The sequence below is a fragment of the Rhodococcus sovatensis genome (genome assembly GCF_037327425.1).
Classification (GTDB): domain Bacteria; phylum Actinomycetota; class Actinomycetes; order Mycobacteriales; family Mycobacteriaceae; genus Rhodococcoides; species Rhodococcoides sovatense.
On record NZ_CP147846.1, the window covers coordinates 4,640,568 to 4,655,971 of the forward strand.

The 15,404-nt window shown below is 64.3% G+C and carries 14 protein-coding genes; 12 read left to right on the forward strand and 2 right to left on the reverse strand.

The genetic code is table 11. The features are described 5' to 3' along the window. Window positions 1-41: 41 nt before the first annotated feature. The 10 genes from WDS16_RS21645 to WDS16_RS21690 all read left to right on the forward strand — a co-directional run bounded on the left by WDS16_RS21645 (window position 42) and on the right by WDS16_RS21690 (window position 9,776). Window positions 42-692 (forward strand): DUF6474 family protein, encoded by a 651-nt coding sequence (locus WDS16_RS21645; RefSeq protein ID WP_338887587.1) that lies wholly within the window; start codon window positions 42-44, stop codon window positions 690-692. 15 nt (window positions 693-707) lie between these two features. Beyond that, window positions 708-1,235, forward strand: coding sequence for a hypothetical protein (locus WDS16_RS21650; RefSeq protein WP_338887589.1), 528 nt, complete (start codon window positions 708-710; stop codon window positions 1,233-1,235). Between the two features lie 49 nt (window positions 1,236-1,284). Next, the gene (locus tag WDS16_RS21655; RefSeq protein WP_338887591.1) at window positions 1,285-1,947 is read left to right on the forward strand and encodes a YcnI family protein; all 663 of its coding nucleotides are present in this window, start codon (window positions 1,285-1,287) and stop codon (window positions 1,945-1,947) included. Beyond that, entirely contained in the window at window positions 1,944-2,474 is a 531-nt protein-coding gene (locus tag WDS16_RS21660) for a copper resistance CopC family protein (protein WP_338887593.1), read from the forward strand. Before WDS16_RS21655 ends, WDS16_RS21660 begins: the two co-directional genes overlap by 4 nt. Window positions 2,475-2,480: 6 nt before the next feature. Further along, a complete protein-coding gene (locus tag WDS16_RS21665) occupies window positions 2,481-3,401 on the forward strand; it encodes a CopD family protein (RefSeq protein ID WP_338887596.1) in 921 nt (306 codons plus the stop codon). A 104-nt stretch (window positions 3,402-3,505) separates the two neighbouring features. Further along, window positions 3,506-4,534: an ABC transporter substrate-binding protein gene (locus WDS16_RS21670; RefSeq protein ID WP_338887598.1), complete on the forward strand. Its 1,029-nt coding sequence runs from the start codon at window positions 3,506-3,508 to the stop codon at window positions 4,532-4,534. A gap of 25 nt (window positions 4,535-4,559) precedes the next feature. After that, entirely contained in the window at window positions 4,560-6,158 is a 1,599-nt protein-coding gene (locus tag WDS16_RS21675) for an ABC transporter permease (protein ID WP_422395852.1), read from the forward strand. Beyond that, window positions 6,158-7,225, forward strand: a complete 1,068-nt coding sequence (locus WDS16_RS21680) for an ABC transporter ATP-binding protein (protein WP_338887601.1) — start codon at window positions 6,158-6,160, stop codon at window positions 7,223-7,225. Before WDS16_RS21675 ends, WDS16_RS21680 begins: the two co-directional genes overlap by 1 nt. 114 nt (window positions 7,226-7,339) lie before the next feature. Next, window positions 7,340-7,813: a MarR family winged helix-turn-helix transcriptional regulator gene (locus tag WDS16_RS21685; protein ID WP_338887603.1), complete on the forward strand. Its 474-nt coding sequence runs from the start codon at window positions 7,340-7,342 to the stop codon at window positions 7,811-7,813. A 4-nt stretch (window positions 7,814-7,817) separates the two neighbouring features. Continuing rightward, a complete protein-coding gene (locus WDS16_RS21690; protein WP_338887605.1) occupies window positions 7,818-9,776 on the forward strand; it encodes an MDR family MFS transporter in 1,959 nt (652 codons plus the stop codon). Between the two features lie 249 nt (window positions 9,777-10,025). Here WDS16_RS21690 and WDS16_RS21695 read toward each other — a convergent pair whose 3' ends face one another. Then, complete coding sequence (locus WDS16_RS21695; RefSeq protein WP_338887607.1) at window positions 10,026-11,579, reverse strand: succinic semialdehyde dehydrogenase; 1,554 nt, start codon at window positions 11,577-11,579, stop codon at window positions 10,026-10,028. A 126-nt stretch (window positions 11,580-11,705) separates the two neighbouring features. Further along, window positions 11,706-12,773: an IS110 family transposase gene (locus tag WDS16_RS21700; protein WP_338887609.1), complete on the reverse strand. Its 1,068-nt coding sequence runs from the start codon at window positions 12,771-12,773 to the stop codon at window positions 11,706-11,708. A gap of 497 nt (window positions 12,774-13,270) precedes the next feature. Here WDS16_RS21700 and WDS16_RS21705 point away from each other — a divergent pair, with 497 nt between their 5' ends. Together WDS16_RS21705 and WDS16_RS21710 are read left to right on the forward strand one after the other, a co-directional pair. Continuing rightward, window positions 13,271-14,488 (forward strand): lipase family protein, encoded by a 1,218-nt coding sequence (locus tag WDS16_RS21705; RefSeq protein WP_338887610.1) that lies wholly within the window; start codon window positions 13,271-13,273, stop codon window positions 14,486-14,488. 63 nt (window positions 14,489-14,551) lie between these two features. Beyond that, complete coding sequence (locus tag WDS16_RS21710) at window positions 14,552-15,301, forward strand: MerR family transcriptional regulator (RefSeq protein WP_338893565.1); 750 nt, start codon at window positions 14,552-14,554, stop codon at window positions 15,299-15,301. Window positions 15,302-15,404: the final 103 nt, after the last annotated feature.

Genomic DNA, 15,404 nt, shown 5'->3' on the forward strand with positions numbered 1-15,404 from the left:
CGCGCCGATGCTAGGAGAAGCTGACGTAAGGGGCCTTGTCGATGGGGTTGTTCCGCAAGCGCAAAGGACGTGCCACTCGGAGGGCCGAGGCAAAGGCACTCAAGCACAAGGCGACGCTGGAGGCGAAGCTCGGTGCGAAGAACGAGCGCAAGCAGCTGAAGTCCATCGCAAAAGCACAGAACAAGCTGAGCACGATCGAGGCGAAGTCGCAGAAGAACGTCGAGAAGGCACAGATCGCCACCCTCAAGGCGCAGCAGAAGGCCGCCACGCAGGGATCGATCAACGCAGCCCAGGTTCGTAAGTACATCTCCATCGCGCGTGTCCTGATCCCGGTACTGACTCCCATCGTCTACCGCGGTGCGGCAGTGCTGCGTAACAAGCTCGACGAGCGCAAAGCCGGCAGGCTCGGCATCAACCCAGCCGAACTCGGCGAGTACAGCGGCTACGGCGCCAAGCTGTCCGCGCGCATCGCCAGTTCCGAGAAGTCTCTCGCGCAGGTCGCTGCCGCCGGCTCCGACGCCGAGACCGGCAAGTTCGCCGACGCCATCTCGCAGCGTCTCACCGACCTCGGGACCGCGGTGCGTACGTCCGAGCAGATGCCGCCGGCTCGTCGCAAAGCAGCTCACCACGCCATCTCCGCAGAGCTCGACGGCATCGAGGCCGATCTGCTGGCTCGTCTCGGCGTCCGCTGACACCGACCTGACCCCATGACCTCTCCCGCCGCCTCGCTTCGCGGCGGAGCTGTCGGAGCGTTGACGGTCACCCTGGCCGTCGCCGCCCACGGTGTGGCCGGCGGGGGTTACCCAACGGGGTCGGCGACGGTGTTCCTGCTCATCGTCGCTGTCGGCGTCGGTGCGATCGCCTCGATGCCGAGTCCCCGCTCCTGGCGTTCGCAGTTCGCAGCTGTGTCGGGCGGTCTCGTTCTCGGCCAGTCGGCGTCGCACATCGCCCTTGCCATCGGCAATCCCATCGAGATGATGCACGGGCACTCGATCGTGCCCAGTGCCACCATGATCGGGTTCCACCTCGCGGCATCCGCAGCGACCGCGGTCCTCGTCTGCGTCGCCGAGGCCCTGTACGGTCCGATCACGTCGATCGTCCGTGCCGTCCTCGACCCACCACTCCCACTGCCGGGCATCACCACCGGTCCCTTCTTCGTCGGCATCTCCGAGAAGTCCTCACTCCAGTTCTTCGGTACCTCGATCTCGAGACGTGGCCCACCTGTGTCGGTGTAATCCGATCAGTTCTCTGCCACTTCACTTTTCGAGAAAGAACTACTCAAATATGAACAGCTTCGTTCGTCGTGCCTCCTTCATCGCCGGCACCACATCATTGGCGCTCGTTTTCGGCGCCGGCGCCGCATCGGCACACGTGTCGGTGTACGCACCCGGCGCCGAGCAGGGCGGCTACAGCGTCCTTGCCTTCCGCGTTCCGACCGAATCCGACACCGCGGCGACGTCCTCGGTCAAGGTCGAACTCCCCGGGCTCAATTCGGCCCGCACGCAGCCGATTCCGGGATGGACCTCGACCGTCGACAAGAACGCCGAGGGCCTCGCCACCGCAGTGACCTGGACTGCAACACCAGGAGCGGAGGTGCTGCCCGGGCAGTTCCAGCAGTTCCTTCTCTCGGCTGGACCACTGCCCGAGCAGGAATCGGTGAGCTTCCCCGCAACCCAGACCTACAACGACGGCGAAGTCGTCGAATGGAACGAGGAGCCTGCCGCCGACGGCAGCGAGCCCGAGCATCCGGCCCCGCTGCTGACCCTGACCGCGGCCAGCGCCGAGGCCCACGGCCACGGAGCAGCCACCGTCACCGCTGAAGCCGAGGCACCGAGCGTCGCAGAATCCGACAACACGGCCCGCTGGATGGCCGGTGTCGCACTGGTTCTCGGCGCACTCGGCGCGGCACTGGGTATCGGCGCAGCCGTTCGAGGCCGGCGCTCATGAGGCGAGCCACCTCCCTGAGGGCCGTACTGGTCGCAGTTCTTGCCGCATCGGCGCTTCTGATCGGAGCGCCGATGGCGTCGGCGCATTCCGTTGTCACCGGATCGGATCCAGCCGATGGATCTCAGCTCGAAACAGGGCCGACGCAGGTGTCGGTCTCGTTCAACGAGGTACCTCAGTCGCAGTTCGCCACACTCAACGTCGTCGGCCCCGACGGCAATCTGTGGTCGAAAGGTGACCCTCGGATCGAAGGTCAGAGCATCGTCGTCGACGTCGGGGAACTCGGACCCGCGGGCGACTACACCATCGCCTACCGCGTGACGTCGGCTGACGGACATCCCATCAGCGGCACACTCGGATTCACGTTGACCACAGCGGGATCCGGCTCTCCGGGAGCACCGGCCGACGCGTCGGCCGCGACCGACTCGGAGGACGGTGGCGGCATTCCTCTGTGGCCGTTCCTCGTTGCAGGCGGACTCGTCTTCGGCGGCGGCCTGGCCTTCGCGTTGCGTAAGCCGAAGGAGCAGTAGCTGACCGTGCTTCGCCGGTGGTGGGTACTCACCGCCGGCGTGACGGGCATCGCCGGGGTCGGCGTGGCGTGGCTGCTCGCCCGCCCCGAAGGCCCCGATCCGTCGTCTCTGCTGCGTGTGATCGCGGACTGCCTCGGGGCAACGGCCCTGGGGCTCGGGCTGCTGCGAACCGACCTGTTTCCAGCGCGGAGCAGACCACCTGTCTGGCGCAGCGCGGCATCGGTCGCAGGTGCGTGGACGGCCGTCGAGGCCGCACTGCTCGTCGTGTCCGCTGCCGAATCGTTCGGCGCAGGCATCGATCGATTGTCGATGTCCTCGTTCGGCACATATCTGACCGAGATCACCGTCGGGCAGCTCGGTCTGGTGACCATGCTCTGCACCGCGGCAGCGTGCCTGTACGCGCTGTGGGCCTATCGAACCGGTTCCGACGCGTCGCCTATTCCGGTTGTCGTGCTGGCCGTCGTTGCCCTTGTGGCCCGCCCGATCACCGGGCACATGTCCCAGCAGCTGTTCGGCGCACTGTTCGTCTCCATCCACTCCGTTGCGGCCGCGGTCTGGCTCGGCGTACTCGCCGCACTGGCGCTGACCGTACGCAACAAGGGCGCATGGGCTGCGATGCTGCCGGTGTACTCCCGGCTTGCCTGGTGGTCGGTGTGGATCCTCGCAGCGAGCGGAGCCGTCAACGCGGCCGTGAAGGTCGGTGGTCTCTTCGGGCTGCTCGACACCGGCTACGGGCGGATCGTGCTCGCGAAGACCGTGATGCTCGTGATCCTTGTACTGATCGCCCGACGCCTACGCGCAACCTGGCTCGTCTCGGTGGCAGCGCATCGAACGAAGGCGGACGAGTCGATCGTTCGGGCGGCCGTGGATGTGTGCATACTCACGTCGGTGTTCGGACTCGCCGCGGCGCTGGCCACTACTGCCTGACGGTCGACGTTCACTCAGTCGCTACGCTGCGTTGTCCGAAGAGTCCGAAGGATGTCGTCTGCGGCGGCGACGATCACGCTTCCGACGTTCTTCAGGAGACACCCGTGAACAGCTTCCGCCGCCCAGTCGTGGGCGCAGTCGTATCGATCGCCGTAATCGTCGGTCTGTCAGCATGTTCCGAGCCGGCGGAGCCTGCCACATCCGGTTCCAGCGACGACACAGGCGGCACGTTGACCGTATACACCTCCGAACCGCAGGCCAAGATCGATGCTCTCAACGCCGAGTTCACGGCCGCGAACCCCGGCATCGACGTTCAGGTCTACCGCGCGGGAACGGGAGATCTCAACGCGCGCATCGCATCGGAGCGTGAGACCGGCACGATCGGCGCCGACGTCCTGCTCGCCGCAGACGCGCCGACATTCGAGGGATACAAGGACGAGAACCTCCTGCTTCAGTACACCCCCGCGGATGCCTCGGCGTTGAATCCGAACGTCGTCGACCCCGACGGCTACTACGTCGGCACCCGCATCATCCCGACGGTCATCGCATACAACACCCAGGCAGTCACGCAGCCGCCGACGTCGTGGCAAGACCTTGCAGACCCGAAGTACAAGAGCCAGATCACCCTTCCGAATCCCGATGTTTCCGGTGCTGCCGCTTTCAACACCGCAGTGTGGCTCGGTGAAGACGCGCTCGGCGAGCCGTGGCTGGAGGCGCTCGCGGCCAACGAACCGGTGGTCGCCGAGAGCAACGGACCCGTCGGGCAGTCCGTTGCGGCAGGGACGCAACCGATCGGAATCGTCGTCGACTACCTCGTGCGTGAGCTGGCCGAGAAGGGATCGCCGATCGCGTTGGAGTACCCGACAGACGGCGTTCCGTACATCTCACAGCCTGCCGGGATCTTCCAGGACGCGGCCAACCAGGACGCCGCGAAGAAGTACGTCGATTTCCTGGTGAGCAAGCGCGGTCAGGAAATCGCCGTGCAGCAGCAATATCTCCCGGTGCGTGGCGACGTCGGAACTCCAATCGGTGCACCGGCTCTCGCCGATCTGAAACTGCTCAACCCTGATCTCGCCGAGATCAGCGCGTCCCAGCCCGACGCTGTGAAGAGGTTCAACGAGCTTGTCGGCTAGGTTCACACTCAACGGTCTGGCCGGTATCCGGATCGCTCTGTGGCTGGCGGTCGGGGCCGTCGTACTCGTCCCGATCGCCGCAGTCGTCTCGATCGGCCTCGGCGGCAACCATATACAGGAACTTCTCGACGCCGGAATCGTCGACGCCGCGGTCAACAGTCTCGTCTCGGCCGGCGCGTCGGCCTTCTTCGCCGTCGTGGCGGCAGTAGCCATGGTGCTCGTCCTCGATCGGACCGACCTTCCCGGCCGAACCGCACTTCGGCTGATCCTGTTGAGCCCGTTGTTGATTCCACCGTTCGTCGGCGCTATCGCGTGGACCGGCCTGCTCGGACCCAGCGGGGTGATCAACAAGTTCTGGACGAGCCGCGTCGGCGCACCGTTGTGGGACATCTACGGCGGAGACGGAGTGATCTTCCTGCTGACGATCCATTCGTACCCGCTGGCGTACCTCATCATGGCAGCAGCCGCACGACGCATCCCCGGCGATCTGGAAGAGGCTGCGCGAATGGCAGGTGCGAGCCCGAGGCGCGCACTGACCGACGTGACGCTACCGCTGCTCCGGACCGCCGGGGTGGCGTCGTTCACGTTGGTCGCGGTGTCGAACCTCGCTGATTTCGGAATCCCTGCTCTGGTAGGTCTACCCGATCGCTACGTCACTCTGTCGACGATGGTGTACCGATTCATCCAGTCCGGCACCGTGGCGAAACCTCTCGAGGTGGTCTCGACTATCGGGATCGTGCTGTTGCTCCTGGCGGTGGCGGCTGTCGCCGTCGACCGGTTGCTGTCGCGGCGAGCCTCCCACATCGACGGCCCGACGACTGCGACCCAGCGGATCACTCTGGGCCGCAGTCACATTCCAGCGGCTGCCGCGGCATGGCTCCTCGCACTTGCAGTGACTGCGCTGCCGATCCTGGCGCTGGCAACCCAGGCACTACTACCCGCCCCTGGCGTTCCCTTCACATGGGACAACCTGACGCTCGACAGCATCATCGGGGCCGTCACTGCGCCAGGAACCCTGGTAGGGATCCAGAATTCAGTATTTCTCGCGCTCGGTGCCGCGGTGATCTGCGGCCTGGTGGGGTTGGCGCTGGCAGTGCTCACGACCCGAACGAAGTCCTGCGACAACGTCGGCCTCGACCTGGTGGCGATGCTGCCCCAAGCCATCCCGGGACTGGTCATCGCGGTCGGCTGGTTGATCGTCGGACGCTACACCGGGCTGTTCGATACACGGTGGGTCATCCTGTGCGCCTACGTCATGGCGTTTCTGGCGATCGTGGTGCAGGCGGTGCGAGCACCGCTGCGCGCGACACCCATCGCATTCGAGGAGGTAGCCCGGTCCTCGGGCGCGTCCCCGATTCGCGCACTGTACGACGTGTCGTGGAAGTTGGCCGTTCCCGCTGCCGTGACCGGTGGTGTACTGGTGGCGTTGACCGCTGTGCGCGAGCTGACCATGTCGGTTCTGTTGGTAGCACCGGGAACACAGACGCTCGGTGTGTCGATCTTCAACCTGCAACAGGCGGGCGACTACAACGCCGCGGCCGCGCTGTCGCTACTCGTCGCGCTCGTCGGAATCGCGGGACTCGGTCTCGTCGCGGGTGTCACCGACCGAAAGAAGGTCCCCTGATGTCCGCCATTTCGCTCGACTCCATCCATCTCGACTATCCCGGAGGCGCTGTCGGACTGCGCGGCATCGATCTGCACGTCGCCGACGGTGAATTTCTCGCTCTCGTCGGACCGTCGGGGTCGGGCAAGACGACGCTCCTGCGCACCGTCGCCGGATTCCTGGAGCCGACGTCGGGCACGGTGACCATCGGGAACGATGTGGTTGCTGGAGCGGGACGTTCGCTGGCGCCGGAGCATCGGGGGCTCGGGATGGTGTTCCAGCAACATGCACTGTGGCCGCATCGCAGCGTCGGGAAGAACGTGTCGTACCCGCTCGAACTTGCTGGTGTCTCGCGCGGGGAGCGCCGCACACGCGTCGCCGACGTTCTCGAGCTGGTCGGCCTTCCTGGGCTCGAGTCTCGAAACCCGGCGACTCTGTCCGGCGGCCAGCGGCAACGCGTCGCACTCGCTCGCGCGTTGGTGAGGTCTCCGCGGGCGTTGTTGCTCGATGAGGCGCTGTCGGCGTTGGACGAGCCGTTGCGCGACCGGCTGCGGTTGGAATTGCGTTCCCTGACGCGTGCTGCCGGGCTGACGGTGGTCCATGTGACGCACGACCGGTCGGAAGCCTTGGCACTCGCCGATCGCGTAGCGATTCTCGACGGCGGAGCCATCGCGCAGATCGGTACCCCGGAGGAGCTGGTCACGCGTCCGGCGTCCGCGTTCGTGGCGCAATTTCTGTCCGACGCCAACGTGATCGACGGCGTCGTCGACGGTGGCCTGTTCCGTGCCGAGGAGCATCCGCTGACCGTGCCCGTCGACATCATCGACAATGCCAGTGAAGGCCGGGGAACGCTGTCGATCCTGCCTGCCGATATCTCGCTCGGTTCAGGTTCGGATGCCGGCAGCGGTTCCGATGCCGACGGCGGGGTCGTGACGTCCTCGCTCTTCGGACGCGAGAGCAGCGACGTCGTCGTCTCCTCGCACGGTGTCTCGTTCCGATGCGCGGTGCGTGGGCCACGGCCGTCGGTCGGCGAGAGCGTCACCATCACCATCGGGCGGGGGATCTTCGATCGGGTGGTCAGGGACTGACTCCGCTGCTCGTAGGTCATGTGACCCACGAGATAGGTAAAATAGTTGTTTACCTCATCTATTTATCTATATGGTTGCGGACAGCAAGTAATTGTCCCAACCGTTGGAGCACTCATGGCAGTAAGAACAACCACCGCCGAAGCGCTGGTCGAAGAGGTCTTTCTCTTCGGACGTGCGCTCAAGCGGGCCGTGACCACCGGAGATGAGGCTTCACCGCTGCCGCAGGCGCTGACCGGAGTACTGGCCATCCTCGCGACCGAGGGTGAATGCAGACAGACCGACCTCGCCAACAGGCTCTGCGTCAGCCAGTCCGCCCTCAGCCGGCAGATCGCAGACCTCGTGGACCTCGGCTACATCGATCGGACCCCCGACCCTGACGACAAGCGTGCATCGCGAGTTCGCGTCTCGTCCGAAGGCGGGGAAAAGCTCAGGGTCATCTGGGACCTTCGCGCGAATCGACTGCGCGAGATGTTGAGCGAATGGAGCGAGACGGAAGCACTTGCCGCGCTCGACTCCATCCAGAAGCTCAACAGCACATTCAACGAAGACGCGCACGACACCGCGCACTTGAAACTGATTGCGAGATAAGACAATGTCAACCACCGAAGCTCCGCCGAATATTCAACAGGCCGATCCCGACGCCATGTCCCACCGGCAGATCCTCGAAGCCCTCACCGGCCTGCTCGCCGCGCTGTTCACTGCGCTGCTGAGCACCACGATCGTGTCGACGGCATTGCCCACCATCATCGGTGACCTCCAGGGATCACAGACCGCATACGCCTGGGTCATCACCACCGCATTGCTCGCCAACGCGGCATCGACGCCCATCTGGGGCAAGCTCGCCGACCTGTTCAACAAGAAGGTCCTCGTTCAGAGCGCGATCCTCATCTTCGTCGCGGGATCGCTGATTGCCGGCTTCGCCCACAACGTCCCGGTACTGCTGGCCGCGCGCGTCGTCCAGGGCATCGGCATGGGTGGCCTGACGGCACTCGTCATCGCCATCATCGGCACGATCGTCTCACCACGTGATCGTGGTCGTTACTCCGGCTACACCGGCGCAGTCATGGCCGTGTCGATGTCCGGTGGACCGATCCTCGGCGGCGTCATCGTCGACAGCCCGCTGGGATGGCGCTGGTGCTTCTTCGTGTGCGTTCCGTTGGCCGTCGTCGCCCTCGGACTGCTGCAGAAGACACTCCACATCAAGACCGATCGCAAAGAGAACGTCTCCATCGACTGGCTCGGCGCGCTGCTGCTGACCGCCGGCGTGTCCGTTCTGCTGGTGTGGGTTTCGTTCGCAGGCAAGGCCGACTACTACGCGTGGCTCTCGCGCGAAACGGCATACCTCGTCGGCGGCGGCGTACTGCTTCTCGTCCTCACCGTCATCGTCGAGGCTCGGCACAAGTCGCCGATCATCCCGCTGAAGATCGTCACCGAGCGTACGACCGGCCTGGCCATCATTGCGTCCATCGCAGTCGGTGTCGGCCTGTTCGGAGCCACCACCTTCCTCGGCCAGTACTTCCAGACCGCGCGCGGATACTCCCCCACCGAAGCCGGATTGCTGTCCATCCCACTGGTATTCGGCATGCTCGTCGCATCGGTCGGATCGGGTCAGCTCATCACCAAGTTCGGAAAGTGGAAGCCGTTCATCGTGACCGGATCGATGCTGCTTGTCATCGGATTCCTGCTGCTGGGAACGATCGACCACGCAACGAGCCTGTGGACCGTCGGCATCTTCATCACCATCGTCGGCCTCGGAACCGGCATGCTGATGCAGAACCTCGTCCTCGCAGTGCAGAACACGGTCAGCGTGCACAACATCGGTGCAGCATCGTCGACGGTCGCATTCTTCCGCACCTTCGGTGGCGCGATCGGCGTCTCGGTTCTGGGATCACTCCTCGCAACCCGCGTTGCCGACAAGTCCGCAGCGGGCCTCGCCGAGCTGGGCGTCAACAGTGCGGGAGGCGGCAGCGGATCGCTCGACCTGTCCTCGCTCCCCGCACCCGTCCTCACGGTCATCCGCACCGCATATGGTGACGCCACGGGACGCATCTTCCTCATCGCAGGATTCGTCGCCATCGTCACGCTCATCGCAGTGGTCTTCATCCCGAACCGCCCTCTGCGCAAGACGATCGACTTCGCTCAGGCTCCTGCCGAAGGCGAACAGGCCGCCGAGATCCCGTCGTTCGGCAAAGACCGCGAGTACGTTGCGGCCGAGCTGGACGAGCCGAAGAAGGTTGTCGGCCGGCACGAAGCACCTGCAGGTTCGGCTCCCTTCGAAGGACTCAGCACCGACGCACGCGATCGACTGCTGAACCTCCTCCTGCCGGAGCCGAAGGACACCCTCGAAGCACTCGACCAAGCGGAAGCCATCCGCAGCGAGGTCGTCGCGCTCCAACACGAACTCGACGCCAAGATGCTCGACTTCGACGCAGTGTGCGAGCGGCTCCGGCGGCTCGGGCTCAGCGAAAACCAGATCGCTCGGGTGCTCGGTGACGCGCACGTTCCCGATCCGCACCAGCAGTTCGTGAACTCGGGCCTCAACGTGAACTAGGTCCGCCGACGCCGACGGCCCGCACACCTCGTGTACGGGCCATCGGCGGTTTCGGGGGCCGGGGTTCTGGACCGAATGGCTGTTTCGGTCACCTTGGGTGTGACCGACTGTCTGTTTCGGTCACTTCAGGGGAGCGAATGGCTAGTTCGGTCACTCTGAGTGTGCGACTGTCTCATTCGGTCACTTCAGGAGAGCGACTGTCTCATTCGGTCACCTTGACGCGCACCGTGCACCCCAGGGCGAGCGGACCTACCGTCCTGGGATGTACTTGAGCGCCTTCACGAACGGCGGCATGATCTTCGCCCACATCTTCGGCGGCAGTCCACGCGGTCCGCCGAGGTTGAGCAGGCGCGTCGTAGCGATAGTCTGCGACTCGGCGTACTTGAGCAACCCGTCGGCACCGTGGCGACGGCCCATTCCGGAGACACCCATCCCGCCCATCGGCGCAGCGGTCGTTCCCCACGCAGGCGCGTAACCCTCGTCGACGTTGACGGTTCCCGAGTGCAAACGTGCCGCGATGGCTTCACCTTGCGCTTTGGTCTTCGCCCAGACGCTGGCATTGAGCCCGTACTCGGTGTCGTTGGCCTTGGCGATCGCTTCCTCGACATCGGCGACAGGATAGATCGACACGAGGGGCCCGAAGGTCTCTTCGGCGGCACAGTCCATGTCGGCAGACACCCCGGTCAACACGGTCGGCTCGAAGAACAACGGACCGATGTCGGGACGTGCGTGTCCTCCGGCGACGACCGTGGCGCCCTTCACCTTCGCGTCGTCTACGTGCGCAGAAATCACCTTGACCTGGTTCTCGGAAATCAGGCTGCCCATCTCGATGCCGAACTCGTAGTCTGCGCCGAGGGTCATGTTGCGCACACGCTCGCCGAATTTCGCTGTGAACTCAGCGGCAATGGACTGCTCGACGTAGATTCGTTCGATCGAGATACACAGCTGTCCGGAGTTGGAGAAGCAGGCGCGCACTGCGGCGTCGGACACTTCGCGGAGGTTGGCGCCTTCGGCGACGATCATGGCGTTCTTGCCACCGAGCTCAGCGGAGAAGCCGATCAGTCGGCGACCGGCCTGCTCGGCGAGGAGCTGCCCGGTAGCGGTGGAGCCGGTGAACATGACGTACTCGGTGTTTTCGACGATCGCGGTGCCGACGACAGTTCCCGGTCCCGGCACGACAGCGAACAAGTCGCGCGGCAACCCCGCCTTGTACAAGAGTTCGACGACGGCGAGAGCACAATACGGCGTCTGGGAATCGGGCTTGAGAACGACACCGTTGCCGGCAAGCAGCGCCGGAATGGCGTCGGACACCGCGAGGGTCATCGGGTAGTTCCACGGCGAAATGATGCCGACGATGCCCTTCGGCTGGTACCTCACGGTGGTCTTCGTCAACACCGGAAGCATTCCGGTCACACGCTTGGGTGCGAGCAGTTTGGCGGCGGTGCGGGCGTAGTGCCGCGCCGTCATCGCGATGTCGAGCACTTCCTCCTGCGCCGCAGAGCGGGACTTTCCGGTCTCGGCCTGCGCCATGTCCATCAGTTCGCCGCGGTGCGCGAGCACCAGATCGCGGTACCGATGGAAGATTTCCGCACGATCGGCGACCGAACGCTTGGCCCACGCCTTCTGTGCGACGCGAGCGCGGGCGATGGCGTCGTCGACGTCCTCAGCGGTGCCGACGGGGATGGTAGCGAGCTCCTTGCCGGTGAACACCTCCGCGATGGTCTTCGTCGGCCGAGCATCGGCGTCCGCAATGGCAATCAGATCGGCGAGTCGCGAGAAGGTCGCAGCGCTCGGAGCTGGCATTTCATACCCCTACTGGTGAGTAGTTCTTGGAGTTACAGACAACCTACCCCCTCCGTGGCTGGGATCACAGGGGCGTTCGGTTCTTCCATGCCGTGCGCCCCGCACCGAATGATGCTCCTATGTTTGTCAACCGTGCTGTGGGTGTACAAGTAGGCCGAATACTTCGCGGGCTATGGCACGTTTGAGGCAGCGCATAATTTCGCGTGGTGTTTTGCCTTCTGCCAGTCGACGGTCGCGGTAGCGCTTGGTTCGTTCGTCGCTGCGTAATCGGACCAGGGCGATGATGTAGAGAGCGCGGTTGGCTTGACGGTCGCCTCCGCGGTTGAGTCGGTGTCGGTGCGTTCGACCTGAGGACGCCTGGATCGGTGCGACACCGCACAGGTGCGCAAAGGCTGCTTCTGTGGTGATGCGATCCGGATTGTCGCCGACGGTGATCAGCAACTGAGCCGCGGTGTTGACACCGATGCCGAATCGAGCGAGGAGCTGGGGTGCGTGTTCGGCGACGAGTGCTTCGATGTGTTTGGTGAGGTCGCGTTCTTCGGTGGTCAAACTGTCGATTCGGATCGCAATCGTTCGCAGCGCGTTCTGCACGGCTTCGTCGAGTGTGAGAACTCTGTGGGTAGCGGGCGCGAATCGTCTACAGGTGGCGAACAGGACCGCATCGGTGAGGTCTCGAAGCTCGGTGCGAATACGGTCGGGGGCGTTGACGATCATCGACTTCAATTGGGTGATTGCTTCGGCACGCGACTTCACACAGGAGTGACGTGCGTTGTGCAGGAAACGAATTGCTTCGACATTGCCGTCATGCGCTTTGGGTGTCGTGGTGGCTTTTCCGGTCAGCGCAGCGCGTGCGGCCGAACGCGCATCGATCGGATCGGATTTGCCCTGGGCTCGGCGCGCACGACGGTCAGGGCGGTCGACGTCGACGACCTCTACCTCGGCGTTGTGCAATGCGGTCGCCAACGTCGATCCGTAGCTTCCGGTTCCTTCCACTCCGACACGTTCGACAGTGCCCGCCGCGGTGATCCAGGCGATCAACTCGGTGACACCGGCAGCGGTGCTGGCGAACTCTCGGTCGTCGAGGTCACGTCCGAGGTGGTCGGTGAGTGCGACGTGGTGCGTGTCCTTATGAGTGTCGACGCCGACGAAGATGCGGGCGCTGACATCGGGCAGGTTTTCGGTCATGCTGGTCATGGCTATCCCCTTCGAGGTGGAGGCCACGCACCGGCCGGGCGGCGGACAAGACTGTGATGGGACTCTTTGGACAGGCTCCTATGAGGTCACTTCGCCCACCGGTCGCGTGTGTGTACAACCGCCAGTGAGATGGGGCCGACACATCATTCGTAGGACAGTCTGAGACGTCGGTCTGTTTCAGAGTCAGGCCCAACTCACTGGAGAAGTCCAGTATCAACCGGACACACCCATACTCACAGTCTCTTTCGGTCACCCCGGCCCCCGAACGCGCGGGTTGCAGCCAAAGCACGCGTTGCAACTTGCGCGCTCGCTTGGAACGTGCGCGCGGCGTCCCCCGCCGCACCGAATGTCTCATTCGGTCACCTGGCCGCAACACCGCAACACCGCAGCACCCCGACCCCACGCTCCAGGGAGACTCTTGCCACATATGGCACGATGGGACTCGGTCTTTCCTAGGCGTCGGGGCGCTCTAGACGAAGCAGGGTGGGTTTGTCAGCGTGAAAAGCACAGTGCGCACGACGATCGTTCTTTCAGGCGCGGCAGCACTTATGGTCGCATTGGCTCCGTGGGCACAGGCCGACCCCATTGGCGATCTCGTCGCTCCGCCGACTGATCCTGCCGCCTACCTCCCCACCCCTCTCGGTGACCCGTGGTTCGCTCCGCCTGCGGGATTCGAAGCTCAGGCTCCAGGAACGGTCTTGAACACGAGAGGTGTTGCAGTACAACCAGGTACGACGTCCACGCAGCTGCTGTTCCGGTCGACCGATTCGAAGAACAACCCAATCGCCGCGGCGACGACCGTCATCGTTCCCGACGCGCCGTGGACGGGTGGAGGACAGCGTCCGGTCGTCGCGTACAACGAGGCGACGGATTCACTCGGCAGTGCGTGCGCACCGTCGTCGACGCTGCCGCGAGGTACCAACAAGGAAATCGATCGGATTCAAGATTTGTTGGGTCGGGGCTATGCTGTCGTCGCCACCGATTATCAAGGTCCGCGTCAGGCGTACTCGGCAGGCCTCGTGTCCGGCCACACCGTGCTCGACGGGTTGCGGGCATCCCACAGTGCAGGAGTCGCGCCCGACGCACCGGTCGCAATCACCGGCTACTCCGGTGGAGCTATCGCGTCGGGCTGGGCAGCGCAGTTGGCGCCCACGTACGCGCCCGAGTTGAACATCGTCGGTGTCGCGTTCGGTGGCCCTCCCACCGACTACAAGATTCTGCAGCGCTCGCTGAACGGCGGAATCGGGTCCGGTCTGTTCACGGCAGCGACCATCGGGCTGAGCCGGGAGTACCCGGAGATGCGTTCACTGGCCAACGACAACGGAAAGCGACTGGCACTCGTGCAGAAGGACCAATGCGTCGACGTGCTGTCCTACAGCGGACTGCTGCTGTTCGATCAGCAGAATCTGTCGAACGTTCCGAACGTGTTCGATCACCCCATCACTCGGGCCGTGGTCGAAGAGAATCGAATGGGACAGATCAAGCCCGAGGCACCGATCTACATCTACCAGGGCCTGCAGGACTTCCTCATTCCCAAGGAAGGCGCGGAGGCTGTCCAGGACCAGTGGTGTGCGATGGGCGCTTCGGTCCATTTGGAGGAGATCCCTGGTGACCACACGGGCGCCGAGAACGGCGGCAGGCCCGGTGCATTCGACTGGATCTCGCAGCGCCTCGCCGGCGCCCCTGCCGAAGGATGCGAACGAGTCGTTCGCTGACAAGACTTGACCCTCACGCCACGGGAGGTACCACTGTTGTCTTCTGTGAGCGATTCAGAGGGAATGAAGGTGGGCGAAGTGTCCCGCCTCGTCGGGATCAGCGTCCGGACATTGCACCACTACGACGAGATCGGGCTCGTGGTGCCGTCCGGGCGGACCCCGAAGGGTTACCGCAGCTACTCGTCGGCCGACGTCGAGCGACTGCACCAGGTGTTGACGTACCGCGAACTCGGTTTCGTGTTGGACGACATAGCCACCCTCCTCGATGATCCGACCGTCGATGCAATGGCGCACCTGCAGCGTCAACGTGCATTGCTGGATACGCGGATCGATCGCTTGCATCAGATGGCTGCGGCCGTGGACAAAATGATGGAGGCGAAGAAAATGGGAATTCAATTGACCCCGGAAGAACAGCGTGAGGTGTTCGGCGACAACTGGCTCGGCGACGAGTACGCCGAGGAGGCAGAGGAGCGCTGGGGCGAGACCGAGGCGTGGAAGCAATCGCAGACACGCACCGCCTCGTTCACCAAGGACGACTGGAAGCGCATCAAGTCCGAAACCGACGCGTTGGAGGCCGATTTCGCGGCGGCGATGACGTCCGGTGTACCTGCCGACTCCGAACAAGCAGCGGTACTCGCCGAACGACACCGCGCCGGCATCGAGCAGCACTACGACTGCGGCTACGAGATGCACGTCTGCCTGGCGGAGATGTACATCGCCGACGAGCGGTTCACCAAGCACTACGACGACGTAGCGCCGGGGCTCGCGCAGTATGTACGTGACGCCATCGTCGCCAACGCCGAAGGCAAGTAGGCGATCTACTCCCCGGTTGTGCGTCTCTCGCGACTGCAACCGAACAACCGGGGAGTAGATCGATCTGTCACTGGCCAAAGTACTCACCCGGGTGAATACTTCG